Below are 26033 nucleotides of genomic sequence, written 5' to 3'. Positions count from 1 at the left end.
GGCGCCCCAAGACGCGGGAGCGGAGCCCGAGAATGCCGTGTGCGCGGCGGGTTACGGTTTCAGGCCCATCTTGCCCACGGCCTGCATGCCGCCCGTGGAATTGACCACATCCGTGATGCCGTTGCGGGCCAGGATCAGCAGGCTGTCATAAGCGCGCAGGCCCGTATTGCAGATGATCGCCACGGGTTGGTCTTTGGGTACTTCATTGACTCTGGCCGCGATTTCCTCCAGCGGAATGGAGTGCCATTCCGGATGCCGGGCCTGAACGGCCTGACCGGCCTTGGCCGGGCGGGCGTCGATGAAGAAGATGTGGTTCTGGTCCCGGTTCTTCCACAGTTCCATGAACTGGTCGCCGGTCACGGGTTTGAAGCGTCCGGCCAGCACGTTGTCCGCCACGTTGCCCACCACGTTGACCACGTCCATGGCCGAGGCGAAGGGCGGCGCGTAGGAAACTTCCAGATTGGAGATGTCCTCCACCGTGGGTCTGGCGTATTGCAGCACACCGGCCACGGCGTCCACGCGGGCCTTGAGGGCGTCGCCCGCCGAGCAGGCCCCCTGAATGCCCAGCACGCGCCTGGTGGGCTTGTCCACCACCAGCTCCAGGCTCATCATGTTCTTTTCGGGGTAGAAGTGGGCGCGGTCCAGCTGCTCCACGCTGACGCCGATGGCGTCATAGCCTTCCTTACGGGCGCGCTCCACGGTAAGGCCCGTGCCGCAGAAGGACATTTCAAAGAGCTTGACCGCCCAGGTGCCCACATAGCCGGGGAAGGTGGCGTCGCCGCCCGCCAGATTGGTGCCGATGACCCGGCCCTGGCGGTTGGCCATGCTGCCCAGAGGCAGATAGCCCAGCTTATCGGTGATGATGTTCCTGATGGCCACGCAGTCGCCGCCGGCGTAGATGGCCGGGTCGGAGGTGCGCATGTGCTCGTCCACCACCACCGCGCCGAAGGGGGCCACGTCCAGGCCCGCGTCCTTGGCCAACCGGCCGTTGGGGATAAAGCCCGCGGCGAAGATCACCAGCTGGGCGGGCAGTTCGCGCTTGTCGGTGACGACCTTGCTCACCGCGCCGTCCTTGCCCTCCAGTTTGAGCACTTTCTCGGAGGTGTAAACGTCCACCTTGTGGCTGACGCAGTCATGCTCGGCCATGCGCGCCAGGGAGTGGGAGAGCACGCCCGGCAGGATCTGGTCCATCATTTCCACCACGCTGACCTTGACGCCCCACATGTCGGCCAGGGCCACGGCCGCCTCCAGGCCGATGAAGCCGCCGCCCACAATCACGGCCTCGTTGACCTTGCCTTCCTGGCAGGCCGTGCGGATAGCGTCGGCGGCTTCCAGGCGGGTGAGCGAAAGCACGTTTTTGAGGTCCTTGCCTTCCACCGGGGGCACGCGCGGGCTCGCGCCCGTGGCCAGCACCAGTTTGTCGTAGGGCAGTTCTTCCTCTTTGCCGCTGATCACGTCCTTGACCAGCAGGGTCTTTGCCGCGCGGTCAATGGACAGGGCGCGGGTCTGGTTGCGCACGGTCACGCCCTTCATGGCGCGGAAAAACTCGGGGTCGCGGATGGTGTGGTAGGGCGTGGCGCGCAGATCGTCCAGATTCTGCACTTCGCCGGACACATAATAGGGGATGCCGCAGCCGCCGTAGGAAATGTAGACGTTTTCATCCACCAGGGTCACTTCGGCGTCGGGCATCAGGCGCTTGCAGCGGGAGGCGGCTTTGGGGCCCAGGGCCACGCCGCCCACAATCAGAATTTTTTCGGGCATATTATAACTCTCCTTCATTGTTTATAGACTGATTATGTTCCGCTCTACGGGTATGTTGTCATTGTCGCCGGTGGATTGGAACGTACGGGCTTGTCGACAATCAGGCGGCTGGAAAAATATTTTGAAAATGGACGCGCGGCGCTTAAGGAGCGCGGCCCATCGCCGCTCAGGCGAAATCAGTTGTGCCCGAAGGGCAGTGGTTTGGGCGCAGGGCATAAAAGTAAAGCCTCCAAGATATCATATTTCAATGCCGTTACCCGCCGGGAAGTCAGCGCCCTCTGTAGCGGCGCTGATCGCCCACCCTCACGGTAATCCGTTCATTGTCCATGTATTCCAGCAGGGCGATGAGATACTTGCGGGACAGGCCCAGAATTTCCTTCAATGCGCCCACGTCCAGATTCTCATGGTCGGTGAACCATTGGCGCACCCGTTCCAGAATGTCGGCCAGCGCGGCCCCGTCGTAATAGAGACCGTCCCTGATCTTGACCAGCGCGCCTTCCTCGCAGAGCAGGCGCAGCACGGGCGCGGCCTCTTTGGCGCTGACCCCCAGTTCTTCCAGCACATCCTTGGCGTTGGGCGGGGTGAGGCCCGCGCGCTGATGGGCTTGTAACAGCTTTTGCCGCAGACCCGCCTGATCCGCCGCCAAAGTCACCTTGTGCCCGGCCAGGCGCAGGCCCTCGCCGTCCACGACCAGGCGACCCTGCTTGAGGGCCGCGTCCAGAATTTTCTGGATCAGGCGCTGCGGCAGGCGTTTGCTCCAACCGCTCAACAGGGCGTTGCGCGAAAAGGCGGGCTTGAGCGGGTCCTTGCGGTGCAGCTCCTCGGCCCGCGCCAGGCAGGCGGCCAGGAGGTCCGCGAAAGCCGTCCTACTGATCCACTGGCGGCTCTCCTTGTCCCAACAGAGGGCTTCGCCTTTGGAGGAAAGCAGATTCAGGCCGGATTCCAGGGCGGAGGCGTGCAGGCCGGTCAGGACCTTGAGCCGGGCCTCGTCGGCGCCGTCCCGGCCGCGCAGCAGCAGAACGGCGCGGGCCGGAGCCACGCGGTCCTCGGCCTTGGCGGCTTTGCCGTCGCAGGCGCGCTCATGCAGATTGGGCAATTGCTCCAGCAGGCGTAGCTTGTCGGCCAGTTCCGGGTCTTTGCGGCGCAGTTCCGGCGGCAGGGGACTGATCAGAATGCCCCCGGCCACAGTGCGCAGGGGTGAATAGGCCCGCAGCACGCAGTGATCCCCGAACACGCCCACCATATCCTCGGCAAAGCGCACTTCAGCCAGTGCGGTTTCACCCGGGGCCAGTTTGTCCCGGTCCCGGAATATCACGCGGGCCGGGCATTCGCGCGTACCGTGATGGAAATGGATTTCCACCCGCTGGCGCAGGGGCAGGGGGGCGGAGGAAAGGCAGGTCAGGCGGAGCAGCCAGCGCCGGGAAGGGAAGAGTTCGCCGGGGTGGGCCAGCACAAAGCCGCGTTCAATTTCCGTGACGTCCAGGCCCTGCACGTTGACGGCGCAACGCTGGCCCGCCGCCACCGAGTCCACGGACTTGCCGTGGCGCTGCAGGCCGCGCGCGCGGGTGGGCAGGTCCGGCGGCATGAAGCGGGCTTCATCCCCGGCATTGACCGCGCCGGAAATCACCGTGCCGGTGATCACCGTGCCGTGGCCCTTCATGCTGAACACGCGGTCCACGGGCAGGCGAAAGATGTCGCCGCGGCGGCGCGGGGGCAGCTCGGCCGCGCAATTCAGGATATGGGTCCGGAGCGCGTCCAGACCCTCGCCCGTGGCCGAGGAAACGGGAAAGACCGGCGCGTTTTCCAGAAAAGTGCCTTGCAGGAAGCGCTGGATGTCTTCTTTGACCAGGGCGATCCAGTCCGGCTCGACCATGTCGGTTTTGGTCAGAGCCACAAAGCCGTTGCGGATGCCCAGCAGGGAACAGATTTCCAGATGCTCGCGGGTCTGGGGCATGACGCCCTCGTCCGCGGCAATGACCAGCATGACGAAGTCCACGCCCGCCGCGCCGGCCACCATGTTTTTGACGAAGCGCTCATGGCCGGGCACGTCCACAATGCCCAGGCGCTCGCCGCCGGGCAGATCCACCCAGGCGAAGCCGAGCTCGATGGTGATGCCCCGACGCTTTTCCTCGCCCAGACGGTCGCAGTCGATGCCGGTGAGGGCGCGCACCAGGGAGGTCTTGCCGTGATCAATATGTCCGGCCGTGCCCAGTACAACAGCCATGTTCCGCACCCTCCGTCGCCGAATATGTCAGAGCGAACATACACCGGAGAATACGGCATTGCAAATGAGACGGACACGAAAAAGGGGGAATGCGCAAGCGCATTCCCCCTAATATCAACATCTTTGTAGGGATATGAAAAATCAGGCCTGCCCGGCCTGGGCCCGTTCCCGGTCCTTGATCAGGGCCAGGGCCCGCTTGGCGAGCTGGGTCACTTCCGGCTTGGAAATCTGGTCGTCCGCGCCCACGCTTTCGCCCTTGTGGCGCAGCTTGTCCGTGATCAGGGAGGAGAAGAGCACCACCGGCAGTTGTTTGAGCATCGGGTCGGTCTTGATGCGGTGGGTCAGGTTGAGGCCGTCCATGACCGGCATTTCAATGTCGGAAACCATCACATGCACAAAGTCGGTGATGGGACGGTTGCCCTCTTCGGCGCGGCGCTTGAAGTCTTCCAGGCGTTCCCAGGCTTCGCGGCCGTTTTCCACGACTTCCACGGTGAAGCCCGCCTTTTCCAGCAGGTCGCGCTGCATTTCGCGCACCAGGGCCGAGTCGTCGGCCACCAGGGCCCGGTAGCCGGTATTGTCCCAGTCCGCGCCCAGGTCGTCCAGGCGCAGGCCCAGCTTGGGATTAAGGTTGGCCACCACTTTTTCCAGGTCCAGCAGGAAGACGATGCGTTCTTCCAGTTTGACCACGCCGATGACCGTATTGTTGGATACCGCGGCCACGTATTTGTTGGGCTGTTCCACCTTTTCCCAGCTGATGCGGTGGATGCGGTTGACCCCGGAAACCATGAAGGCCGTGGTGACGTTATTGAACTCCGTCACAATGGTCTTGGGCTGCTCGTCGGTCTGGGTATGGGTTTTGCCCAGCCACATGGCGAGATCCACCAGAGGGATGATCCGCGAGCGCAGGTTGAAGGCCCCGAGTACGCTGGGATGCTGCACTTCCGGCAGTTCCGTGACCTTGGGCATGCGGATGATTTCCAGCACCTTGGCCACGTTGACGCCGTAATAGCCCCGGTAAGATCCTTCACCGGCGGGCGCTTGCGGGTCCGCGTTCACGTCCCCCGCATCGACTGTGGGAAAGGTGGCCTCATCCAGGTAAAATTCCACCACTTCCAGCTCATTGGTGCCGGCTTCCAGCAGAATGTTTGTCTGAGCCATGCTGCCTCCGAAAAGACGCTCTACATATGGCGCGTCCGGGAAAAAGCCGCGACATGCGGACATGTTCTTCAGGCGCTGTCGGTCCGGCGGACGCCGTGCGCCCCGCCGTGGATGTGCGTTGCCTACAGTGACGTCAGCCAGTTTTCAGCGGCGTCAATAAGGCTTTTCGGCGTGGATGCGCCGGCCGTTAGGCCTGCGCGCGTTTTTTGCGCAAATCTTTTGGCGTCAAGTTCGTCGGCGCTTTCCACATGGAAGGTGTCGATGCCGCTCAGAGCCGCTACATCGGCCAAGCGGCGGGTATTGCCGCTCTGCCTGCCCCCCACGATTACCATGACATCCACCGAGGAAGCAATGCTGCGGGCCTCCTCCTGGCGCTCACGCGTGGCGTCGCAAATGGTGGAGAGCACTGTCAGGCCGGGAAAGCGCGCGCGCAGGCCCGCTTCCAGAGCGGTGAACGTTTCGCGGTCCTGGGTGGTCTGGGAGGCCAGCACATGGGTGTGGCCGGGGTCCAGACGCAGTTCGGCCAGCTCTTTCGGGCTGCCGAAGACATGGGCCGGGCCGTGCGCGTAAGACACCAGCCCGCGCACCTCCGGATGGTCGGCCTCGCCGAAGAGCAGGAGGGTGGCCCCGGCGCGCGTGGCCCGCGCGATGGCAAGCTGGGCCTTTTTGACCTTGGGGCAGGTGGCGTCCACAACCCGCGCGCCGCTGGCGCGCACGCGCTCCTCCTCCTGCCGGGGGATGCCGTGGGCGCGGATAATGACCCTGTCATCGGGCAGCAGTTCGGCGGCATCGCGCACGCAGGCCACGCCTTTGGCCTCATAGAAGGCCAGCACCTGCGGATTGTGGATGATGGGTCCCAGGGTGCAGATACGTCCGCGCGGGTCGTTGCTCTTGTCGATGCCGGTGGTGGCTTCGTCCAGGGCCGTGTCCAGCTTTTGCAGGGCCAGGCTCACGCCCATGCAGAAACCCGCGGTTTTGGCGCGGATGACATTCATATCCCGATCTCCTTGAGGGGCGGTTGGCGGAAAGGGAGGTCAGCGGGAGGCGGCGGCCAGAAAATTTTCCAGCGCGTCCGTGAGCTCCCGCCAATCAGTACAGCGGCAGAGCTCCCGGCGCAAGGTCCGCGTGCCGGGCAGGGCCCGCACGTAGCGCGGCACCACTGAGCGCATTTTCCACAGCGCGGCCTTTCCGGGGCAGAGTGAGCGCGCCAGGTCCATGTGCCGCAAAATCATGGCCCGCAGGGCGGCGGGCGTGGGCTCGGCAATGCGCTCCCCCCGGCAGAGCGCCAGATGGGCGGCGAAAATGCCCGGACCGTGCATGGCCCCGCGCGCGTACATCACACCCGTGGCCCCGGTCTGCTCCAGGCAGCGCAGGCCGTCGGCGGCGTTGAACAGGTCGCCGCTGGCCAGCAGCGGCAGGGACAGGCGCGGCTTCAGGCGGGCCAGGGCCTCCCAGTCCGCCGTGCCGCCGAAGCCCTGGCGAGCCGTGCGCGGATGCAGGGTCAGCCAGCCAGCGCCCAGGTCCTCCAGGCGCAGGGCCAGATCGGGCAGCACCGTGCGCGCGTCGTCCAGGCCCAGGCGCAGCTTGAAGCCCACCCGGCCCGGCCCCGCTTCTTTCAGCATGGCTCCGGCCACGGCCAGGCTGTTTTCCAGGTCGCCCAGCATGGCGGCGCCCGCGCCCTGGCGCAAGACCTTGGGTACGGAGCAGCCCATGTTCAGGTCAAACCAGCCGTAGCCCGCCTCGCGCAGCAGGCCCACGGCCCGGCGCAGAAAGTCCGCTTCCGCGCCGAACAGCTGGACCACCAGGGGCTGGTCCTCGGGCAGGCTGACCAGCAGGTCGTTAGTGCCGGGGCTCTGGTAAACCAGCCCCTTGGCGCTGACCATTTCAGTGACGCAGACAGCGGCCCCGTATTCCCGGCAGAGCAGGCGGAAAGGCAAATCACTGTATCCGGCCAACGGGGCCAGCCAGGGTTTGTTCCGGCCGAAGGGCAGATGGTCGGGATTGGCCGGACAACGGGGCAGTAAGGCGGTTTTGCTCATGTGTTTTTCGGTTTTTCCGGGCCGGGAAGGACGACTGTGCCTTTCTGTCCGCCTGCCGATGCCGTCGCGGCCGCCTCTCTGGCCAGGGCGGCACGCGCGACCGGGTCCCCCGGAACGGGCGGCACGGGCGGAGCGGGCGGCGGGCCTTCCGGCGCGGGGAAAACGCATTGGTTGTCCCGGCAGGAAACCCGGTTGAGCAGGTTAGTGGCCAGACGCAGGCCTTCATTGATGGTCTCGGCCACAAAGCCGGAACTCAGGTAATCCAGAATGCCGGTGCGCCTGAGAATATCGCGGACGTTGCGGCTGCCCACCACCAGAATCACGGGCATGGAGCGGGCGTAGCAGCGCTCCACGAACTGGGCCAGAGCATGCGCGCCCGAGGCGTCCAGCCAGAACACGCGGGTCAGGCTCAGGACCACCAGGCGGGCGGGCTCGCGGTCTTCCTCGTAAAGCTGGCGTTCCAGTTCGTGGATGGCCCCGAAAAAGAGAGTACCCTCAATGACGTAGACCGCGATGCCGGGCGGCAGGTCCGGTGTCGCGTCGCGCAGCAGGGGGGCTTCGGGCCGCAGCCGGAGCACGCGCGGGTGCGCGGTCTTGTAGATGAAGAGCACCAGCGAAAGCAGCACGCCCACAAAAATGGCCCGCTCCAGGTCCAGGATCAGGGTGGCGGCAAAGGTCAGCAGCAGCACGGCGCGGTCGATGCGCGTGGCCACCAGGCAGAGGCGGATGGATTCACGGTCTATCATCTGAAAGGAGATCAGCAACAGCACGCCGCCCAGGGCGGGCATGGGCAGCCAGCTCATCAGCGGGGCCAGCACAAAGAGCATGGGCAGGGCCAGCAGGCCGGAATACACGGTGCCCATGCGGGTGTTGCCGCCGGAGGTGACCACCAGGGCGCTGCGGGTGAAGGAGCCGCAGCCCGGTATGCCCGAGGTCAGGCCCGCCGCGATATTGCCCAGGCCCTGGCCGATGAGTTCCTGGCTGCCGTCGAAGCTGTCGCCCTTGATGGCGGCCATTTGCTTGCCGATGGCCAGAGATTCCACCGTGCCCAGCAGGGCGATGGCCAGGGCGGGCATGAACAGATCGCCCAGAGCCGTGATGTCGAAAGCCGGGGGCAGGGAAAAGGGCGGGATCACGTTGGGGATGGGCCCCACCAGGGTTACGCCGTGTTCCTTGATCTGGAAGATCGCGCCCACGGCCCCCACCAGGGCCAGGGCGATCAGGGTGGACGGGAAGCGTCGGGAAATGCGGCGCAAGGCCACGATCAGGACTATGGTCAGCACGGCCAGGCCCAGGCTCCAGTAGTTGATCTGGTCCAGATTCCGGAAAGCCATGCCGATCTGGGGGAAGAACCCGGCGGGCTTGGGCCCGGTCAGGCCCAGCACGGTTTTGAGCTGCCCCGCGGCGATGAGCAGGGCCGCGCCCGTGGCAAAAGCCACCATGACCGAGTGGGAGATGAAGTTGGCCAGATCGCCCAGACGGGCCAGCCCCATGCCCACCTGGATCAGACCGCAGAGCAGGGCCAGGCCGAAGACATAGGTCATGCGCGCTTCTTCGGGCAGGCTGGAAAGCAGCGTGCCGCCTATGCTCACCGTCGCCATGGTGGAAAAGAGCACCATGGAAATGGCGTTGGTGGGTCCGGCGGCCAGATAGCGGGCCGAGCCCCAGAGCGCGGCCACGATCACCGGCAGCATGCAGGCGTAAATACCGTATTGCGGGTGTACCCCGGCAATAAGGGCGTAGGCCATGGCCTGGGGAATAGCCATGGGCGTCACGGTCAGCGCGGCCATGAAATCCGCCCGGAAATCGCGTGTCGTGTAGGTCTTCAGGGTATCCAGAAAGGGAAAGAATCTGGCGGCGCGCATATTCACCTCGGGGTAGGGGAAGGCCCGGAGGCCGTTTCCTGGGGCTGAGCGGCGGACGGCAGCTCGCAGTCATCGCCTCGGCAGGTGATCCGTTGCAGCAGATTAGAGGCCAGTTGCAGGCCCTGATCCATGGTATCGGCCACGAAACCGGCGCTCAGATGCTCCAGGATGCCGGTACGCCGGAGAATATCGCGGACGTTGCGGCTGCCCACCACCAGAATCACGGGCAGGGAGCGGGCGTAGCAGCGTTCCACGAATTGTTCCAGGGCGTGCGCGCCCGAGGCGTCCAGCCAGAACACGCGGGTCAGGCTCAGGACCACCAGGCGGGCGGGCTCGCGGTCTTCCTCCTCAAGCTGGCGTTCCAGTTCGTGAATGGCCCCGAAGAAAAGCGTGCCTTCAATGACATAGACGGCAACGCCCGGCGGCATGTCCGGCGGCGCGTTGCGCAACAGGGGGGCGTCGGGCCTGAGCCTGATCACGCGCGGGTGCGAGGTTTTGTAAATGTAGAGCAGCAGCGAGACCAGCACACCCACGAAAATGGCCTGTTCCAGATCCAGGAGCAGAGTGGCGGCAAAGGTCAGCAGCAGCACGGCGCGGTCCACGCGCGTGGCCACCAGACAGAGACGGATGGCGCGCGGGTCAAGCGTCTGCACCGAGATGAGCAGTAGGACCCCGCCCAGGGCGGGCATGGGCAGGCGGCTGATCATGGGGGCCAGCACAAAAAGCATGGGCAGGGCCAGCAGGCCGGAAAACACGGAAGCCATGCGGGTGCGCGCGCCCAGCGCAACCATGGGCGCGCTGCGGGTAAAGGAGCCGCAGCCCGGTATGCCCGAGGTCAGCCCGGCCGCGATGTTGGCGAGGCCTTGGCCGATAAGCTCCTGGCTGCCGTCGAATTTGTCCCCCCTGATGCCCGCCATCTGCTTGCCGATGGCCAGGGATTGCACGGCCCCCAGTAGGGCGATGGCCAGGGCGGGCATGAACAGGTCCCTGAACAGGCTGAGGCTGAAGGCGGCCGGCAGAGAAAGGGGCGGAATGATGCTGGGAATGGCGCCCGCCAGGGCCACGTCCCTGCTCCGCACGTCCAGGACCATGCCCGCGAGGGTCGCCAGAGCCAGGGAGGCCAGGATGGAGGGAAAATGCCGCGAGATCGCGCGGTTGAGAATCAGGATCAGGGCAATGGTCAGCGCGGTCAGTCCCAGGCTCCATGGATTTACTTCCCTGATATGCTCAATGACCAGCCAGAGTTGGGGAAAAAAGCCGGAGGGCTGTGCGCCGGGCAGGCCCAGGGCGGTTTTGAGCTGGCTTCCGGCGATCAGGAAGGCCAGGCCCGAGCCGAAGGCCACCATGACCGAATGAGAAATGTAGTTGGCCAGATCGCCGATGCGGGCGAGGCCCATGCCCAATTGGATCAGGCCGCAGAGCAGGGCCAGGGCGAAAATATAGGGCATGCGCGCCGCTTCGGGAAGGCTGGCCAGGGTGGCGCCGCCCACGCTGACCGTGGCCATGGCCGAGAACAGGACCACGGAAATGGCGTTGGTGGGTCCGGCCGCCATGAAGCGTGAGCAACCCCAGAGCGCGGCCATAATTACCGGCAGCATGCAGGCGTAAATGCCGTACTGCGGGTGCACCCCGGCCATCAGGGCATAGGCCATGGCCTGGGGGATGGCCATGGGCGTCACGGTGGCGGCCGCCATGATGTCGGCCCGCAGATCCCCCCGCGTGTAGCTTTGCAGCGTGGGCAGAAAGGGGAAAAAACTACGGGCGCGCATGTGCATCTTAATCCTCGTGGCGGACGTCGTCTTCCAGTTTGAGCACGTCATGGCCCAGGGCGTAGTGCATCAGGCGGGGCCGTTCCACGGACTTTTTCAGGGAATTGATGATTCTGGTCATGCGTCGTGTGCCTTCCAGCACGCCGCCCAGATGCCCGGCCAGTTCCGTGAGGTCCGCGCGGGCCAGGATGCTTTCCAGCTCCAGGGCCAGGCGACGGCCGCGCGAATCCGAGGGAAATTCGGCCATCAGCTCGCGCGAGATGCGCAGGGCGCGGGTCAGGTTGGCGTCGATGTCCTCCACCAGCTCGCCGCAGTATTCGGCTTGGTTGCGCATGACGTTGAGGGCGTTGTTGCCGTAATGGGCCATGGCCCCGGCGGCCTTTTCCAAGGTGTCGCGGGCCACGGCCACGCGACGCCCCACGGTCAGGGAGACGATGCGCGCGCACTTGGCGAGAAAGCGCTCGTCATAGGCCTCGAAGCCGTATTCACGCTTGGTGTAGAGCTGCACTAGGCCGAAGGCCGGGCGGTTGTTGCGTTCGCGCAGCACAAAGGCCAGGCGCGAGCGGTAGCCTTCCTTGTAGACCACACAGTCGAAAGAGCCGCCGCCGCGCTCCAGTCCCTGAAGGTTGTTGGAAACCACGTAGCGGACATGCCCTTCCATGATGGCGCTCATGACCGGGTGCCTGCGCAGGTTCTCATCCAGGTACGGGGCCACGATGGGGATGCTCTTGCCGTTGACGTGGTTCGCCGCGCGGGTCACCCATTCGCCCCTGGAATTCCTGAGGCGGCAGACGTACATTTCGGCATGCAGGGCGTGAACCAGAATTTCCGCGCTCTGGCGCAACACTTCGTCGGGCGGGGCCATGTGGTCGGCAATGCCCAGCAGATCGTTGGAAACCCGCAACAGGGTTTCGGTGTCGCTCTGCATGGAAGCCACGGAGGAGAGCAGATGCAGCAGGCAGCGCCAGCTCTTGAGCGGCACGCCGCGCACTTCCGGGCGATAGCCGGAGTCGAGGGTACGCTTGGCCGCGGGCATGACTCCCAGGACGGCGACGCGCATTTCAGGGGGGGCGTATTTTAAAAGACGCCCGATCTCCTCACGAATGGCTTGCGGTGAATGTTGCGACACGATCAGCCCGGCCTTTTGCCACCGGCATGGTTTGCCGCGCCGCGCCCCCGCGCCCGGCGCGGGGGCGGAACAGCGGACGCCCGTTCCAAAGGTCAACAGTCTAGTCCTGAAAACGGGTCAGGTCAACGGGATTCATTTTTTTGACCGAAAGGTTGTGAATTATTTTTCTTCATGGGCAACATGCTGGAAAAACAATCTTTTTTAAGCATGGCAAAAGAATTGCAAAAAGGAGACGCAGCTCCGCCGCAGCGGTTCCCGGACACTCATATCAAGAGCCGTTCAGGTAAGAAATTTTTCAATGCCCCAGCCAGGATATTCGTTATGTTGCGCCGCAAAACCCTCGTAATTCTTTCGCTGAGCCTCGGAAGCGCCCTGCTTCTGTTGGGCCTGCTGGCGGGCTTTGTGCCCCAGAGCGAGGGACCGGAGGTGCGCCGTCGGGCCAGCGCCCATGTGGTCAGCCTGCGGCCTGAGGATCTGCCCGAGCCCATTGTGTCGCGCGGCGACGGCACGCGTCTCTGGGCCGTGCGCCTGCCCGCCGTGTCTCCGGACGCGGTGCGCCGAATCGAAACGGACGATCCGGATCTCTCCGGACGCGCCGGGCAGGCCGACACGGACCAGATCATCAGCTTTGAGAAAAGCGGCGTCCGTCTGGACATGGGCGGCGACGACCTGCTCTTCGGCGAGGAGGCCACGCCTACGGACCTCGCTCCCTTGCTGGCTCTGGACGGCGTATCCATGCCGCTGCTGGTGACGGCCCAGCCCCGCCAGTACGGCGACGCCCTGGACGCGCGCGGCCGTCCCCTGCGCTGGCAGGCGGCGGAAACCCTGCTTTCCGGCTACACGCCCGTCAATCCGCGCCCGGCCGACAGCGGCCGGAAGGCGGCGGAGGAGATGCTGCCGGAAGACGCGTATTTCGACGGCGGCGGCCTGTTCGCCCGGGCCAGGCGCTACCAGCAACTGGTGGAGAATTTCGCTCGCCGCTATAACCTCAGCGCCGAGCTGGTCTACGCCATCATCCACAGTGAAAGCGATTTTTCGCCCACCCTGGTCAGCGACAAGTCGGCCATGGGCCTCATGCAGCTTCTGCCCAGCACGGCCAGCGACGAAGTGCACCGTTTTCTCTATGGCCGTCCCGGCGACGTGAGCTTTGACGAGCTGCGCGTGCCCGAAATCAATATCCGCTACGGCACGGCGTATCTGCATATCCTGCTGACCCGTTATTTCCAGGATGTGAGCGATCCCCTGTCGCGCGAGTACTGCGCCGTGGCCGCCTACAACATGGGGCCCAACCGTTTTCTGCGCCTTTACGGCAAGACCGGCGAGGAGGCCGTGGCGCGGATCAATGAGCTTAGCGCCGAGCAGTTGTATGAGGATCTGACCGCCCGCCTGCCGGTGCGTGAAACGCGCTTCTATGTGGCCAAGGTGCGGCGGATGAAGGGGCAGTACGCGGAGCTGCGCTGAGGGCCGCTCCGGCGGACGGAAAGCCCGCGCGGAAAAATCGCCGATTTTGCAAAATTCCCGCAAAGCCGGCCCCCGCTCACTTGCCGACTGTGTCGGCTGCGTTCGCGTGCCTAAGGAAGGAAGACGCACGCATGGAGTCAAATGCATATCCGGAGAGGAAGCATTCATTCGCTTGCCCTGTCCGCGCGGGTAAAAAACTGTTGAGCTGGGCGTGAAAAACACGTATCCAGAGGCAACAACGCTTTGAGAGGAGTGCCCATTACCATGCGAATCCGTCTTTTTATGCCGCTGGTTTTTGTGTTGAGTTTCATGCTGCTGGCCTGCCAGCAGACGGAAACCAAAGACGCCCAACCCAAACTGGCGGTCGTGGATATGGCGCGCATCATGCGCGACAGCGAGCCGGGCAAGGCCGGCGTGAAATTCCTGGAAGGCCTTCAGGCCGGGATGCAGGACAAACTTAATGCCATTCAGGCCCGCCTGGAAAAAGATCCCAAGGACGAGGCCGCCCAGAAAGAGCTGCAGGGCGTGTACATGACGGCGCAGCAGCGCATGCAGGCTGAACAGCAGAATGTGGTCAACCTGCTGTATGACACCATTCAGCGCGTGTTGAACACCTACCGCGAGCAGCAGGGCTACGACGTGATCATCAGCGCCGAAGTGGCCGCCGCCTTCAATCCCAAGGCGGATGTGACCACGGCCGTCATCGCGGAAGTGAACAAGCAGAAGATCGACTTCAAGCCGCTGCCCGAGCCCGCCGCGCCCGAGGCCGCCCAGGCTCCCGCGCAGCAGGACAAGGACCAGGCTGCGGAACAGGCGCAAGATCAGTCCAAAGACCAGTCCAAGGACAAGGCCGCAGCGCCCAAGAACGGCAAGAAATAGTTTTTTGACGCGCATCTGATATAAAAGCCCCTTTCCCATGCCGGGAAAGGGGCTTTTGCTGTTTTCATACGAATGGTCTTACGCGGTCCAGGGCAGAACCAGGGCCGCCACCACGAGATAGCGGGCCAGTTTGGCCAGGCCCACGATCAGGATGAAGGACGCAAAGGGCTCCCGCAGCAGTCCGGCAACCAGGGTCAGCGGATCGCCGATGACCGGTGCCCAACTCAGCAACAGGGACCAGCGGCCGTATGTGCGGTACCAGGTCCGGGCCTTGTTCAGCTTTTCTTTTTTGACCGGAAACCAACGCTTGTCCTGAAAGCGGACGCAACAGCGGCCCAGCAGCCAGTTGACGGCCGAGCCCAGGATGTTGCCCGCCGTGGCCGCTGCCACGAGCAGCCAGACGGGTTTGTGCCCGGCGGCCAGCAGGCCCGCCAGGGCCAGTTCTGACTGGGCGGGCAGCAGGGTGGCGGCCACAAAGGCGGCCAGAAACAGGCCCCAGAGAGCCATGAGGCTCACGGGCGCGCATCCTTGCCGTCATGTGGCCGCCGCACTATTTCCCTCAATACCACATTTTTTTCAGTTCGGCGTCGGTCACGCCCAGGCGGTGCATGCACATCTCGAAATACGAGCTCCAGAACGGATTGCTGGAATTGTGCGGGCCTTCGCTGTTCATGGCCGAGGCTTCCTCGCTGCATTGCTGCTTGGCCGCCAGCGCCTGTTGTTCCTCAAAGGTCAGCGGCGCGCTGTGGCGCGGGGCACAGGCCGTCAGTCCGGCCAGACAAAGGGCCAGAAGCAGGGCGGAAAGAATGCGTTTTTTCATGAGCGACTCCATATGTAAAAAGCCGCGCCGGTTGCTCCGGCGCGGCTTGCTGAAGGACAATACGCGGACCGGCGCGGTCTAGTAAGCGTGGTCGTCCAGATCCTTGGCCGTCACCGGCTGCGAGAAGAGCCGGTAAGCCCAGAACTGGTACACAAGCACAATGGGCACCATAACCAGGGCAACGCCCAGCATGATTTTCAGGGTCAGCGGGCTGGAAGAGCCGTTGAAGGCCGTCACCGTGGCGGCGGGGTCCAGCGAGGAGATGATCATGCCCGGGAACATGCCCATGACGCCGAAGAAGGTAACGCCGAGGATGAACAGGGCGCTGCAGCCCCAGGCCAGCCAGAGCTTGCCGTGCTTGAGCATGCAGCGCGCGCCCAGCAGGCCCGCCAGTGCCAGCAGGGGCAGGATGAAGAGCGCGGGCATGGCCAGGTAGTTGTCGTACAGTTTGGTGTAAAAGGCGGTCAGAATCAGGAAGACCACCAGCAGAGCCAGCATGATGGGCCAGACGAAGGTGGCCGCGGCCAGAGCGCGGGTCTGCAGGTCGCCCTCGCTCTTGACGGCCAACCAGATGGCCCCGTGCAGCACAAACATGCAAACGAAGAACACGCCGCCGGCCAGGCCGTAGATATTCAGCAGGCCCAGCAGGCTGCCGTGGTAGACGCCCTGGGCGTCCACCGGAATGCCCATGAACAGGTTGGCGAAGGCCACGCCCAGCAGCAGGCTGGGTATCAGGTTCGCCAGAAAGTGCACGCCGTCCCAGAGGGAACGCCAGGCGGCGCTTTCCACCTTGTTGCGGAATTCAAAGGACACGGCGCGGAAGATCAGGGCGAAGAGCAGGATCAGCAGGGGCGCGTACAGCGCGCTGAACATCACCGCGTAGGCCTTGGGAAAAGCGGCGAAGGTCACGCCGCCGGCCGAGATCAGCCAGACTTCGTTGCCGTCCCAGAAGGGACCGGCCGCGTTGTACATGATCCGGCGTTCCTCTTCGGTTTTGCCGAGGAAGGGCAGCAAGGTGCCCAGCCCCAGGTCAAAACCGTCCAATACGAAGTACACTGCCCAGAGGAGAGTCCAGAGCACGAACCAGATGGTTTCCAACATGATTATGCCTCCTGGGCGTCGGGGCCCTTGATCGCGTATTTACGCAGCAGATAAATATCCAGGACGCCCAGCAGCGAGTAGACCACGATGAAGGCCCCCAGCGAAATGGCCACATTTTCCGCCGGTACCGGGGAAACGGCGTCGGTGGTGCGCATCAAGCCATGCACGATCCAGGGCTGGCGGCCGATTTCCGCCACGGCCCAGCCCAGCATGATGCTGATGTAGGGCAGAGGGATATTCCAGACCAGAGCCTTGAGCAGTCCCCGGCAGGGCATCTCCCGCTTGCGCTGCAAGGTGGCGGCCAGGGAAAGCAGCAGGAAAAGCATGCCCAGAGCCACCATCAGGCGGAAGGACCAGAATACCGGCGTAACCGGCGGCCGGTCCTCCTTGGGAAAGTCCTTGAGGCCTTTGACTTCCGCGTCCGTATGCTCGTAGGCGATCCAGCTGAGCAGGCCGGGGATGCCCAGAGCCTGCACGCTGTTACGTTCGTTGTCCGGGTCAGGCCAGACCAGCAGATAAAACGGCACGTCCCGGGCGGTTTCCCAGTGGGATTCCATGGCCGCCAGCTTTGCGGGCTGGTATTCGGCCACGGCCTTACCCTGCTGGTCGCCGGAAAGGCAGAGGATGATCGTCAGAATCAACGTATAGGGCGCGATCATTTTGAAGGAGCCGCGGAAGAAATCCGTATCGCTCTTACGCAGCAGATGCCAGGCCGAGACGCCCAGCACAAAGAAGCCGCCCAGCGCCCAGGACGCCAGAACGGTGTGGGCGAACATGCCCCAGGCGTAGCCGTTGAAGACCACGTCCCAGAAGTTGGAAAGCTCGGCCCGCCCGGCGGCCTCGTTGATCACATAGCCCACGGGATGCTGCATGAAGCCGTTGGCCAGGATGATCCAGAGCGCGGAAAGGTTGCCCGCGATGGCTACCAGCCAGATACAGGCGCAGTGGGCCTTTTTGCCCAGTTTGTTCCAGCCGAAATGCCAGACGGCCAGAAAGGTGGATTCCAGGAAGAAGGCCACCGTGGCTTCAATGGCCAGCAGCGAGCCGAAAATGTCGCCCACGTACTCGGAGTAGCGCGCCCAGTTGGTGCCGAACTGGAACTCCAGAGTGATGCCGGTCACCACGCCCAGAGTGAAGTTGATGAGAAAGAGTTTGCCCCAGAATTTGGCATGACGTTTCCAGATTTCATCGCCGGTGCGCACATAGCGTGTTTCCATCCAGGCGAGAATCACGGAAAGCCCCAAGGTGAGGGGAACGAAAATAAAATGGAAAAAAACGGCCACAGCGAATTGCAGCCGTGAAAGCATCACGACGTCCATAAGCCCTCCTTAAAGACTTCTTTTAGGCTGATAGCCCGATCCCGGTTAAAAGGCAAGGAGTTACCAATATCGGTTTACCGGCATCATCTCCTTTGCACTCGCGAAAGTTCGTCCTCCCGCTTGACAGGAAAAAAGTCCTGGCGTACGTTTCGTATAGATTTACAGTGTAACATAATTCGGTATATAATTGAGAATTTGCCTCCAAATACAACAGTTTTGGATAAACTTTCGTATTTATTCTAAAAAAACAGTACATAATACCGAAATATGTTATGATAAGGGCAACGCACCGGTCCGGCCTTCCGGACCGCAAACAACACAAGGGGGATCCCATGAGAGACGCGATTATTGTTGGTGGGGGCATTGCGGGTATGTCTGCCGCCTGGAGGTTGCGGCACAGCGATATCATCGCTCTGGAAGCCGGCAACCGCATCGGCGGGCGGTTGCGTTCCGAGCGGCGGGGCAAATACTGGCTGAACTGGGGCGGGCACGTCTTCGGCGGCGAGGGCTCCTATGCGGACAAATTGCTCAAGGAAGTCGGCGTGGACGCCTTGGACCTGCCCGGCTCCTTCTCGGCCCTGTCCTTTAAGGGGAAGACGCTCAACGGCGGCAATGTGAATCTCTATCCCTTCAAGCTGCCGCTTTCCTGGGGAACGCGCTGGGAGATCGTCAAGGCCGGTCTCAAGGTCATGAAGGCGGTCAAGGCTTACGGCAGGGTCAACAAGCCGCGCAAGGGCGAGGATTACCGCGTGCGCCAGCAGCGCATCTATGATTTCATGGCTGACAAAACCTTTGCGGAATTCACGGGCCCCCTGTCGCCGGATGCGGATGCGTTTTTCCGGCCCACAGTCTCGCGTTCCTCGGGCGATCCGGAGGAAATCTCCGCCGGAGCGGGCGTAGGTTATTTCCTGCTCGTCTGGGACAAGGGCGCGGGTCTGGCCCGCAATATCGTGGGCGGCGCCGCCACTCTGCCGCAGGCCATCGGCGACAAGCTCGGCGACAAACTTAAGATGGGCGCGGAAGTGCTGCAGGTCGTCCAGCACAATGACCACGTGGAAGTGACCTGGCGGCAGGACGGCAAGGAACATACCGAAAAGGCGCGCTACTGCGTCATGACCACGCCCGCCACCATCACCCATCGGGTAACCAAAGGCCTCGACCCTGTGGTCTACGACGCCCTCGGAAAAATCAAATACGGTCATTATGTTTCCGCGGCCTTCCTGACCAACGAGACGGGGCGTCATGCCTGGGATGACGTCTATGCCTACTGCACGCCGCAGCGTTCCTTCAACATCGCCTTCAACATGTCCAACCTGGTACGCTCCATGGAGGGCGGCGAACGTGCGCCCGGCTCCTCCTTCATGGTCTTCTCTCCCGCCACGCTGGCCCGCAACCTCATCAACCTGCCGGACGAGAAGATTCTGGAAATCTACCGTAAGGACCTGGAGGAAGTCTTCCCCGGCTTCGGCAATATCGTGGTGGAGCAGTCGGTGCAGAAATTCCATGATGGTCTGGCCTACTGCTTCCCCGGCCGCAACAAGGTGCAGCCCATGCTCATGCGGGCTCCCAACCGCATCTATCTCGCGGGCGACTATCTGGGCTCCTGGTATACGGAAACCGCCATCCAGACTGGTCTGCTGGCCGGTGAGGACATCAACAGCAAGCTCTATACCGACAAGCTGCTGCCCGACAACGGTTTCTCCTACTAAGGCATATCGTGATGCGCGGTCCGGCGGGGCTCCGTCTGCGGGGCTCCGCCACCGCCTGTCCGTGGCATGGAGAAAGGAACCCGATCCACAGATAGAGATAGCAAGGAACAAGATGATGAGACAGATCATTGCATCCAAGGGGGCGCCGGAAGCCGTCGGAAACTATTCGCAGGCGGTGCGCGCCGGAAATCTGCTCTTTCTTTCCGGGCAGATCTGCGTGAACCCCCATACCGGCATGATGGAGCGCGCAAGCGTGGCCGCGCAGACGGCGCGGATCATGGAGAACATCAAGGCCATTGTGGAAGAGGCCGGGGCCGGTATGGACGACGTGGTCCACTGCCGCGCCTTCCTCTCCGATATGCGCCATTTCGAGGAATTCGACGCGGTGTACCGCGGCTATTTCGGCAAACCCTATCCGGCGCGCATGACCGTGGCCAGCGCCGGGATTTATGACGGCCTGGATGTGGAAATGGATGCCGTGGTCCTGCTGCCCTGAAGACCCGGATCTCCCCGCCCCCCGCGCGGTTTCAGCCGCGTGGGGGCGGGCGGTTTAGAAATCTTCAACATCATGCCGAGGCTGTGAACACAGAAGCGACCGCAAATCCTTAACTTGTAAAAACGGGGTATGTGATGCCGCAGAATTTTCCGGAACGAAAACAGAAACATTGCTATGAGGAGGCCGCGTTCTGCCGGTTGCACAGAAAAGTCATCGGCGGCGGCATGTTGGGACAGTTCAGCGACGGTTATATTCTCGGCTCCATCGGCATTTCCATGAGTCTTGCCACCGGAGCCCTGAGTCTGGACGCTTGGTGGCTGGGATTGATCGGCGCGGCTTCCCTGGTCGGGCTCATGCTGGGCAGCCTGTTCATGGGGCCAGTTGCCGACCATATCGGGCGCAAACGCATCTTCTGCACGACCATGGCGGTATTCACGCTCGCCTCGGTGCTGCAGTTCTTCGTGACCGACGCCACGGAACTCTTTGTGCTGCGCCTGATTCTCGGTCTGGCGCTCGGCGCGGATTATGCCGTGGGCCTGACCATCGTCAGCGAATGGACTCCGGCGCGCCTGCGTCCGCGCGCCCTCAGCTTTCTGATGATCATGTGGGTGGGCGGCTATGTTTCCGCCTATGTTGTGGGATACTGCCTGCAATTCATCGGCGGGGACGCCTGGCGCTGGATTCTGCTCACCTGCGCCGTACCATCGGCGGCGGCCATGATTGTCAGAGCGGGCACGCCGGAATCGCCGTCATGGCTCATAGGCAAGGGTCGCGCGGATGAAGCGCAGGCCCTTGTCGATCGCTTCATCGGCCCGGGATACTGCCTGCCCCCGCAGGCCCTGGCCGCCCCGTCCGCCGGGTGGAGCGAGCTTTTCAGCACCCGCTGGCGCAAGAACACCATTGTGGGCGGCGTGTTTTTCGCCTGCCAGGTCATTCCCTACTTTTCCTTGAGCATATTCCTGCCCCAGGTCTTCAAACAGCTGGGCATGGAAGATCCCTACACCTCGGGCATCATCTTCAATCTCTTCCTTTTTCTGGGCGTGCTGCTGGGGACCTGGCTCATCGACAGGATATCGCGCCGCCTTTTCCTGACCGGGAGTTTTTACCTCTGCGCCGCAGCCCTGCTGACCATGACGGTCTGGCAGGGGATTCCTACCCTCTGGACGCTGATCTGCATTTCCACCTTCAGTTTTATAATCTCGGCCGCCTCGGTGTTGGAATTCGTGTATCCGCCGGAACTGTTCTCCACGGAACTGCGGGGATCGGGCGTGGGCTTCTGCGTGGCCTGCAGCCGCATCGGCGGCGCGGGCGGCACGTTTTTGCTGCCCATCGTCATGGAGAACTTCGGCACGGTGGCGGCGCTTTCTGGTTGTGTGGCCGCGCTGCTGCTGGGCGGCGTGGTCTGCCAACTGTGGGCGCCCGAAACCGGCAAAAAGCGGGTGGGGCAAGCGGCCGCACGCGCATAGAGGAAACATATGGAACGTGTCGTCATTTTGCAGGCCCTGGTTCTGTTCCTGATTTTTGTCGTCTTCTGGGGGCTGTCCGGCAAGGCTTTCCTGTTCTACGGGAAAAAATGCATCGCTCAGGCGGAGCGGGGCGGAAGCGCGGAAAAAGGCGCGGGACGGCTGCGCATCTGGAGGTTTTTCCTTTCCTCCGCTCTGGCTGCCTTGGTAGCCCTTTGCGTGGCACTCATCGGCTATTTCAGGGGGTAGGCCAAGTTTGAATCCGGAACAGCGCCGGGAGCGCCCGTTGGACCGGGCTGATCCTTTCGCCCCGGCGGCAACGTGCCGCCGGGGCGAATTTTTCGGCAACCGTTCGGAAAAAATTTTTCGGGAACCGGAAGCGGCGGCCTTGCGCGCGAGCCGAGAAGATCGCCAACAGGGGCAACGACTCCGGGGCGGGCGTGCCCGCTTGAAGAATTCCGCAAAATATGGTTTCTGGGACCAAAAGTTCCGGCCCCGAGCGGGGCCGACATCAACGGGCGTCCGGCTACGGACGCCGGAGTGGGGAAACTATGCGGGAACGTCCCAAAAAATATTATACCATCGGATCCATCGCCAAGGCCTGTGATGTTCTTGAAATGCTGGCCACAAAACAATCCTGGGATCTGGCGGAGCTTTCCCGCGCGCTGAAGCTGCCCAAAACCACGGTGCACCGTATTCTGCTCACCTTTGAAGATGCGGGTTTCGTCCAGCAGGAACAGCGCGGCGGGCGGTACGGTCTCTCCCACAAGCTCTTCTCTCTGGGCAGCCAGGTTCTGGGCCATTCCAGTCTGCTGGACGTGGCGCGGCCTTTCTGCAAGGAACTGCTGGCCGCATTCGACGAAACCGTCAACGTCTGTCTGGTGTCCGGCATCGACATGGTCATTGTGGACAAGCAGGTCACGACGCAGACCTTGCGGCCGGACAATATCGTGGGAGCCTCCTTTCCCATTTTTTATTCCGCGTCGGGCAAGGCTTTTCTCGCATTCAGCGAAGAACCATATATTGAGGAAACCCTGAGGAAAATCAGGACCGATACCTGGCCGCCCATTTCGGACCAAGCCTACGCGGCTTTTTTGCGGGAACTGGAGGATGTGCGCAAAACCGGCCTCGGCTATGACTATGAGGAACTCTTCCCCGGCGTGCGCTGTATCGCCGTACCGATTTTTGACAGAAGCGAAAAGGCCGTGGCCGCTGTCAGCGTGACCGCGCCCACCACCCGCCTGACCCGGCAGACCACGGAAAAAATCGAACGCGCCCTGCTCAAGACCGGCCGGGATATTTCGCTGCGCCTGGGCTCGAACCATCCTCTGTTCCGGAGCATGGCGGATTAGTCACGTTTTGCGGCTTTTCCGGACTTGAAAACCTGAAAGAAGGTATTATCTAACGGAATAATGCTTTTTTCAGGAGGTTCGTCATGGCCGAAGCCGGCAAAAAGACCCGTCAATTCCGCGCCGAAGTGCGCAAAGTTCTGCATATTCTTACCAACTCCCTGTATACCAACCGGGAAATTTTTCTGCGCGAGCTTATCTCCAACGCGTCGGACGCCCTGGACAAGCTGCGCTTCCGCATCAACCGGGGCGAAAGCCCGCGCGAACCGGATCTGCCCCTGGAAATCCGGATCAGCATCGACAAGGATGCCAAAACCCTGACCATTGCCGACACCGGCCTGGGCATGACAGCCGAGGAACTGGCCGACAACCTGGGCACCATCGCCAAATCCGGCTCCGAGGAATTTCTGGCCGGTCTGGCCGCCGAGTCCGGGACCCGCAAGGAAAAGAGCAACGGCAAGGGTGACGGCGAAGCCGAAGACGCGACGGCCGACGCGGCCAACATCATCGGCCGTTTCGGCGTGGGCTTTTACTCGGTCTTCATGGTGGCGGACAAGGTGGAAGTGACCTCGCGCCCGGCCTTTGAAAAGGACGCCCAGGCCCATGTCTGGATCAGCGACGGCCTGGGCTCGTACAGCGTCGCCCTCTCCGACGCCGAAGAGCCCAAGCGCGGCACCGTGGTCAAGGCCCACCTCAAGGACGACGCCGTGGAATTTCTGGAAAAATTCCGGGTGGAGTCCGCCATCCGCAAGCATTCGGCCTTTGTGCCCTTCCCGGTGTTTGTGGACGGCGAGCGCATCAACACCCAGCCCGCGCTTTGGCGCGAGCCGAAATCCAGCGTGACCAAGGAGCAGTACGACAATTTTTACAAGGCCCTGACCTATGACGCCAAGGACCCCCTGGACGTGCAGCACATTTCCGTGGACGCGCCGGTACAGTTCAACGCCCTGTTGTACATTCCGGACTCCAGCCAGGATTTCTTCGGCGCGGACCGCGACTTCTGGGGCCTGGACCTCTATGCCCGGCGCGTGCTCATCCAGCACCGCAACAAGGAGCTGATCCCCGAATACCTGGCTTTCCTCAAAGGCGTGGTGGATACCGAGGATCTGCCCCTGAATATTTCGCGCGAAACGTTGCAGGAAAACGTGCTGCTGCGCAAGATCAACCAGGTCATCGTCAAGCAGACCTTGGGCCATCTGGAAAAAATAGCCAGGGACGACGTGGAGAAATACAATCGTTTCTGGCGGCTGCACGGCAAGATCTTCAAGCTGGGCTACCACGACTTCCCCAACCGGGAGCGGGTCAGCGCCCTGCTGCGCTTCAATTCCTCGGCCCTGGCCGACGCCGAGGCCCTGACCAGCCTGGACGAGTACATGTCCCGCGCGCCCGAGGGCCAGAAGACCTTCTGGTACGTGGCCGCGCCCAACCGGGAGGCCGCGCGTCTCAACCCGCACATGGAGCTCTTCCGCAAGAAGGGCATTGAAGTGCTCTATCTCTTCGAGCCCGTGGACGAGTTCGTCATGGAAGGCCTGGGCAAGTATAAGGAATGGGACTTCAAATCCGCTGAAAGCGCGGCGGACGACGCCCTGACCTCCTTCGCGGACAAGGAAGCCCCGGAAAAAGAGACCGCCGCGCCCCTCTCCGAGGAGGACAACGTCTCCTTTGACAAACTGCTGGCCCGGATGAAGGAAATTCTGGGCGACAAGGTCAAGGACGTGCGCGTGTCGCACCGTCTGGCCGACAGCCCGGCCGTGCTGGTCTCGGCCGACGGCGGCATGAGCTCGTCCATGGAAAAACTGCTCAAGGTCATGCAGAAGGACGACTCCCTGCCGGTCAAGATTCTGGAGGTCAACCGGGATCATCCCCTGCTGCGCAACATGCTGCGTATGTTCAAGGCCGACGGCCGGGACAAGACTCTGTCGGAAATGACCCAGGGCCTCTTTGACACCAGCCTGCTGCTGGACGGCTACCTCAAGGACCCGCAAGCCCTGGCCGCGCGCACCAACGAGCTGCTGGCCGAAGCGGCGGCCTGGTATACGGAAGTCAGAAAGATCTAGAACGGAGTACCTTTGAAACGCTACACGTTTCAAAGGATTCATTCCGGCAAAAAAACGCGGTTTTCGCCGGAGCGGGCGAAGGATCAGGGGCTCTAGACGCTCAGGATCCTCCGCCCGCTTTTTATTGCGTCACGGCGCGGCGCCCCCCGCGACCCATTCCCGCGCTTCCCGCCCGGAAGGCACGCGCCCGGCGCACATGACCCTGCCGTCGATGACCACGGCGGGCGTGGACATGATGCCGAGCAGCATCATTTCCTTGAGGTCCGTGACTTTTTCCACTGTGGCCGTACCGCCCGTCTCCCGGACGGCGGTGGTGACGATGTTTTCCGCTTCCGCGCACCGGGCGCAGCCGGTGCCGACGACCTTGATGATCATGGCGCTCTCCTGACCTTAAAAAATGTTCACCTGAAGGGTATTGAACAGCCAGCCCGCAAGCGTGAAGATAGCCAGCAGCAGGCCCAGAAAGACGGCCAGCAGCTTCCAGCGCATGACCTGCTTGAGCATGAGCACTTCCGGCAGACTGACCGCCACGGTGCTCATGCAGAAGGCCAACGTTGTGCCCAGGGGCAGGCCCTTGAGCAGCAGGCTTTCCATTATCGGGATGATGCCCGTGACATTGGTGTACAGCGGAATGCCCACGGCCACGGCCAGGGGAACGGACCACCATTGGCCCGAACCCAAGTTTTCCGTAAACCATTCCCGCGGCACAAAACCGTGCAGCGCGGCGCCAAGGCCCACGCCGAGAACGACCCACAGTCGGACTCGATGGAAAATGCCGCTTGTTTCGGACCAGGCAAACGCATGGCGCTCCATGAGTCCCATTGCCGGTGGATTCCCCGCTTGCGGGTCCGCCGTCCGGGAGGGAGCGTTTTTCATGGCCTCCAGGAGGAATGGTTGCAGCCAGCGTTCCGCGTGGAGTGCGTCCATGATCATACCGCCGCCGATGCCCGCGCATATGCCCACAGCCACGTAGATGACCGTGAACTTCCAGCCGAGGAGCCCCCACAGCAGAAGCACGGCGATTTCGTTGATCAGCGGCGAAGTGATCAGAAAGGCCATGGTGATGCCCAGGGGGATGCGGGTTGTGGCGAAGCCCAGGAAAAGAGGAATGCTGGAGCAGGAACAGAACGGCGTAACAGCCCCGAACCCCGCCCCCAAGACATAGCCTATGCCCCGGCCCTTGCCCGCCAGGTAATCCCGGACCCGCTCGACGCGCAGGCCCGCCCGCAGCCAGCCGATGACGTACACCATCAGAACAAGCAGCAGGAGAATCTTTGCCGTGTCATACAAAAAGAATTCGGCGGCATCTCCCACGGGCGTGCCCCGGCTCAGGCCGAAAAGGTCACGGGCAAGCCATTGTGAAAGGGGCGCAATGACTGAATACGCCGCCCACCACAGCGCAAGGGCCGCAATGCTGATTCCGAAATACCACAT

General features: G+C 62.8%; 22 protein-coding genes. 8 read left to right on the top strand and 14 right to left on the bottom strand.

Annotation, left to right across the window (positions count from 1 at the left end):
* Positions 1-51 precede the first annotated feature (51 nt).
* From HMPREF0326_RS01670 to HMPREF0326_RS01635, 8 genes are all read right to left on the bottom strand, one after another.
* Positions 52-1761, bottom strand: a complete 1710-nt coding sequence (locus HMPREF0326_RS01670; protein ID WP_008682302.1) for an FAD-dependent oxidoreductase — start codon at positions 1759-1761, stop codon at positions 52-54.
* A gap of 268 nt (positions 1762-2029) precedes the next feature.
* Positions 2030-3985: a selenocysteine-specific translation elongation factor gene (gene selB / locus HMPREF0326_RS01665; RefSeq protein WP_020990149.1), complete on the bottom strand. Its 1956-nt coding sequence runs from the start codon at positions 3983-3985 to the stop codon at positions 2030-2032.
* A 141-nt stretch (positions 3986-4126) separates the two neighbouring features.
* Entirely contained in the window at positions 4127-5143 is a 1017-nt protein-coding gene (locus HMPREF0326_RS01660; RefSeq protein ID WP_008682297.1) for a chemotaxis protein, read from the bottom strand.
* Positions 5144-5265: 122 nt separating this feature from the next.
* Positions 5266-6138, bottom strand: a complete 873-nt coding sequence (gene ispH, locus HMPREF0326_RS01655) for a 4-hydroxy-3-methylbut-2-enyl diphosphate reductase (protein WP_008682295.1) — start codon at positions 6136-6138, stop codon at positions 5266-5268.
* A gap of 39 nt (positions 6139-6177) precedes the next feature.
* Positions 6178-7182, bottom strand: coding sequence for a tRNA dihydrouridine synthase (locus HMPREF0326_RS01650; protein ID WP_008682292.1), 1005 nt, complete (start codon positions 7180-7182; stop codon positions 6178-6180).
* A complete protein-coding gene (locus HMPREF0326_RS01645; RefSeq protein WP_009303021.1) occupies positions 7179-9047 on the bottom strand; it encodes a SulP family inorganic anion transporter in 1869 nt (622 codons plus the stop codon). Before HMPREF0326_RS01645 ends, HMPREF0326_RS01650 begins: the two co-directional genes overlap by 4 nt.
* Positions 9048-9049: 2 nt before the next feature.
* Entirely contained in the window at positions 9050-10816 is a 1767-nt protein-coding gene (locus HMPREF0326_RS01640; protein WP_232224894.1) for a SulP family inorganic anion transporter, read from the bottom strand.
* A gap of 7 nt (positions 10817-10823) precedes the next feature.
* Positions 10824-11945 carry a hypothetical protein gene (locus HMPREF0326_RS01635; protein ID WP_008682287.1) on the bottom strand — a complete coding sequence of 374 codons (1122 nt, stop codon included), beginning with the start codon at positions 11943-11945 and terminating at the stop codon, positions 10824-10826.
* Between the two features lie 321 nt (positions 11946-12266).
* On the opposite strand from HMPREF0326_RS01635, the gene HMPREF0326_RS01630 reads away from it, so the two are divergent.
* Together HMPREF0326_RS01630 and HMPREF0326_RS01625 are read left to right on the top strand one after the other, a co-directional pair.
* Positions 12267-13406: a transglycosylase SLT domain-containing protein gene (locus HMPREF0326_RS01630; RefSeq protein ID WP_009303017.1), complete on the top strand. Its 1140-nt coding sequence runs from the start codon at positions 12267-12269 to the stop codon at positions 13404-13406.
* Positions 13407-13670: 264 nt separating this feature from the next.
* Positions 13671-14285, top strand: coding sequence for an OmpH family outer membrane protein (locus HMPREF0326_RS01625; RefSeq protein WP_008682284.1), 615 nt, complete (start codon positions 13671-13673; stop codon positions 14283-14285).
* A 78-nt stretch (positions 14286-14363) separates the two neighbouring features.
* On the opposite strand, the gene HMPREF0326_RS01620 is transcribed toward HMPREF0326_RS01625, so the two are convergent.
* The 4 genes from HMPREF0326_RS01620 to HMPREF0326_RS01605 form a co-directional block, all read right to left on the bottom strand.
* Entirely contained in the window at positions 14364-14792 is a 429-nt protein-coding gene (locus HMPREF0326_RS01620; RefSeq protein ID WP_190276393.1) for a YqaA family protein, read from the bottom strand.
* A gap of 52 nt (positions 14793-14844) precedes the next feature.
* The gene (locus tag HMPREF0326_RS01615) at positions 14845-15105 is read right to left on the bottom strand and encodes a hypothetical protein (RefSeq protein ID WP_009303015.1); all 261 of its coding nucleotides are present in this window, start codon (positions 15103-15105) and stop codon (positions 14845-14847) included.
* 78 nt (positions 15106-15183) lie between these two features.
* Positions 15184-16206 (bottom strand): cytochrome d ubiquinol oxidase subunit II, encoded by a 1023-nt coding sequence (gene cydB, locus HMPREF0326_RS01610; RefSeq protein WP_008682278.1) that lies wholly within the window; start codon positions 16204-16206, stop codon positions 15184-15186.
* A 2-nt stretch (positions 16207-16208) separates the two neighbouring features.
* Positions 16209-17525, bottom strand: a complete 1317-nt coding sequence (locus HMPREF0326_RS01605) for a cytochrome ubiquinol oxidase subunit I (protein ID WP_008682276.1) — start codon at positions 17523-17525, stop codon at positions 16209-16211.
* Between the two features lie 332 nt (positions 17526-17857).
* Here HMPREF0326_RS01605 and HMPREF0326_RS01600 point away from each other — a divergent pair, with 332 nt between their 5' ends.
* From HMPREF0326_RS01600 to htpG, 6 genes are all read left to right on the top strand, one after another.
* Positions 17858-19234: a protoporphyrinogen/coproporphyrinogen oxidase gene (locus HMPREF0326_RS01600; protein WP_008682275.1), complete on the top strand. Its 1377-nt coding sequence runs from the start codon at positions 17858-17860 to the stop codon at positions 19232-19234.
* Between the two features lie 115 nt (positions 19235-19349).
* A complete protein-coding gene (locus tag HMPREF0326_RS01595) occupies positions 19350-19730 on the top strand; it encodes a Rid family detoxifying hydrolase (RefSeq protein ID WP_008682272.1) in 381 nt (126 codons plus the stop codon).
* A 134-nt stretch (positions 19731-19864) separates the two neighbouring features.
* Positions 19865-21196 (top strand): MFS transporter, encoded by a 1332-nt coding sequence (locus tag HMPREF0326_RS01590; protein ID WP_008682270.1) that lies wholly within the window; start codon positions 19865-19867, stop codon positions 21194-21196.
* Between the two features lie 9 nt (positions 21197-21205).
* Positions 21206-21442, top strand: coding sequence for a hypothetical protein (locus HMPREF0326_RS01585; RefSeq protein ID WP_008682268.1), 237 nt, complete (start codon positions 21206-21208; stop codon positions 21440-21442).
* Positions 21443-21744: 302 nt separating this feature from the next.
* Positions 21745-22545, top strand: coding sequence for an IclR family transcriptional regulator (locus HMPREF0326_RS01580; RefSeq protein WP_008682266.1), 801 nt, complete (start codon positions 21745-21747; stop codon positions 22543-22545).
* Positions 22546-22628: 83 nt separating this feature from the next.
* Complete coding sequence (gene htpG, locus HMPREF0326_RS01575) at positions 22629-24599, top strand: molecular chaperone HtpG (protein WP_008682265.1); 1971 nt, start codon at positions 22629-22631, stop codon at positions 24597-24599.
* 129 nt (positions 24600-24728) lie between these two features.
* Here htpG and HMPREF0326_RS01570 read toward each other — a convergent pair whose 3' ends face one another.
* Complete coding sequence (locus tag HMPREF0326_RS01570) at positions 24729-24974, bottom strand: thioredoxin family protein (protein ID WP_008682262.1); 246 nt, start codon at positions 24972-24974, stop codon at positions 24729-24731.
* A 15-nt stretch (positions 24975-24989) separates the two neighbouring features.
* Positions 24990-26033: a permease gene (locus HMPREF0326_RS01565; RefSeq protein ID WP_008682260.1), complete on the bottom strand. Its 1044-nt coding sequence runs from the start codon at positions 26031-26033 to the stop codon at positions 24990-24992.

The sequence above is a fragment of the Desulfovibrio sp. 3_1_syn3 genome (assembly GCF_000145315.2).
Taxonomy (GTDB): Bacteria; Desulfobacterota; Desulfovibrionia; order Desulfovibrionales; family Desulfovibrionaceae; genus Desulfovibrio; species Desulfovibrio fairfieldensis.
Note: the sequence above shows the minus strand (reverse complement) of the source record. Positions and strands in the feature narration are given on the sequence as shown.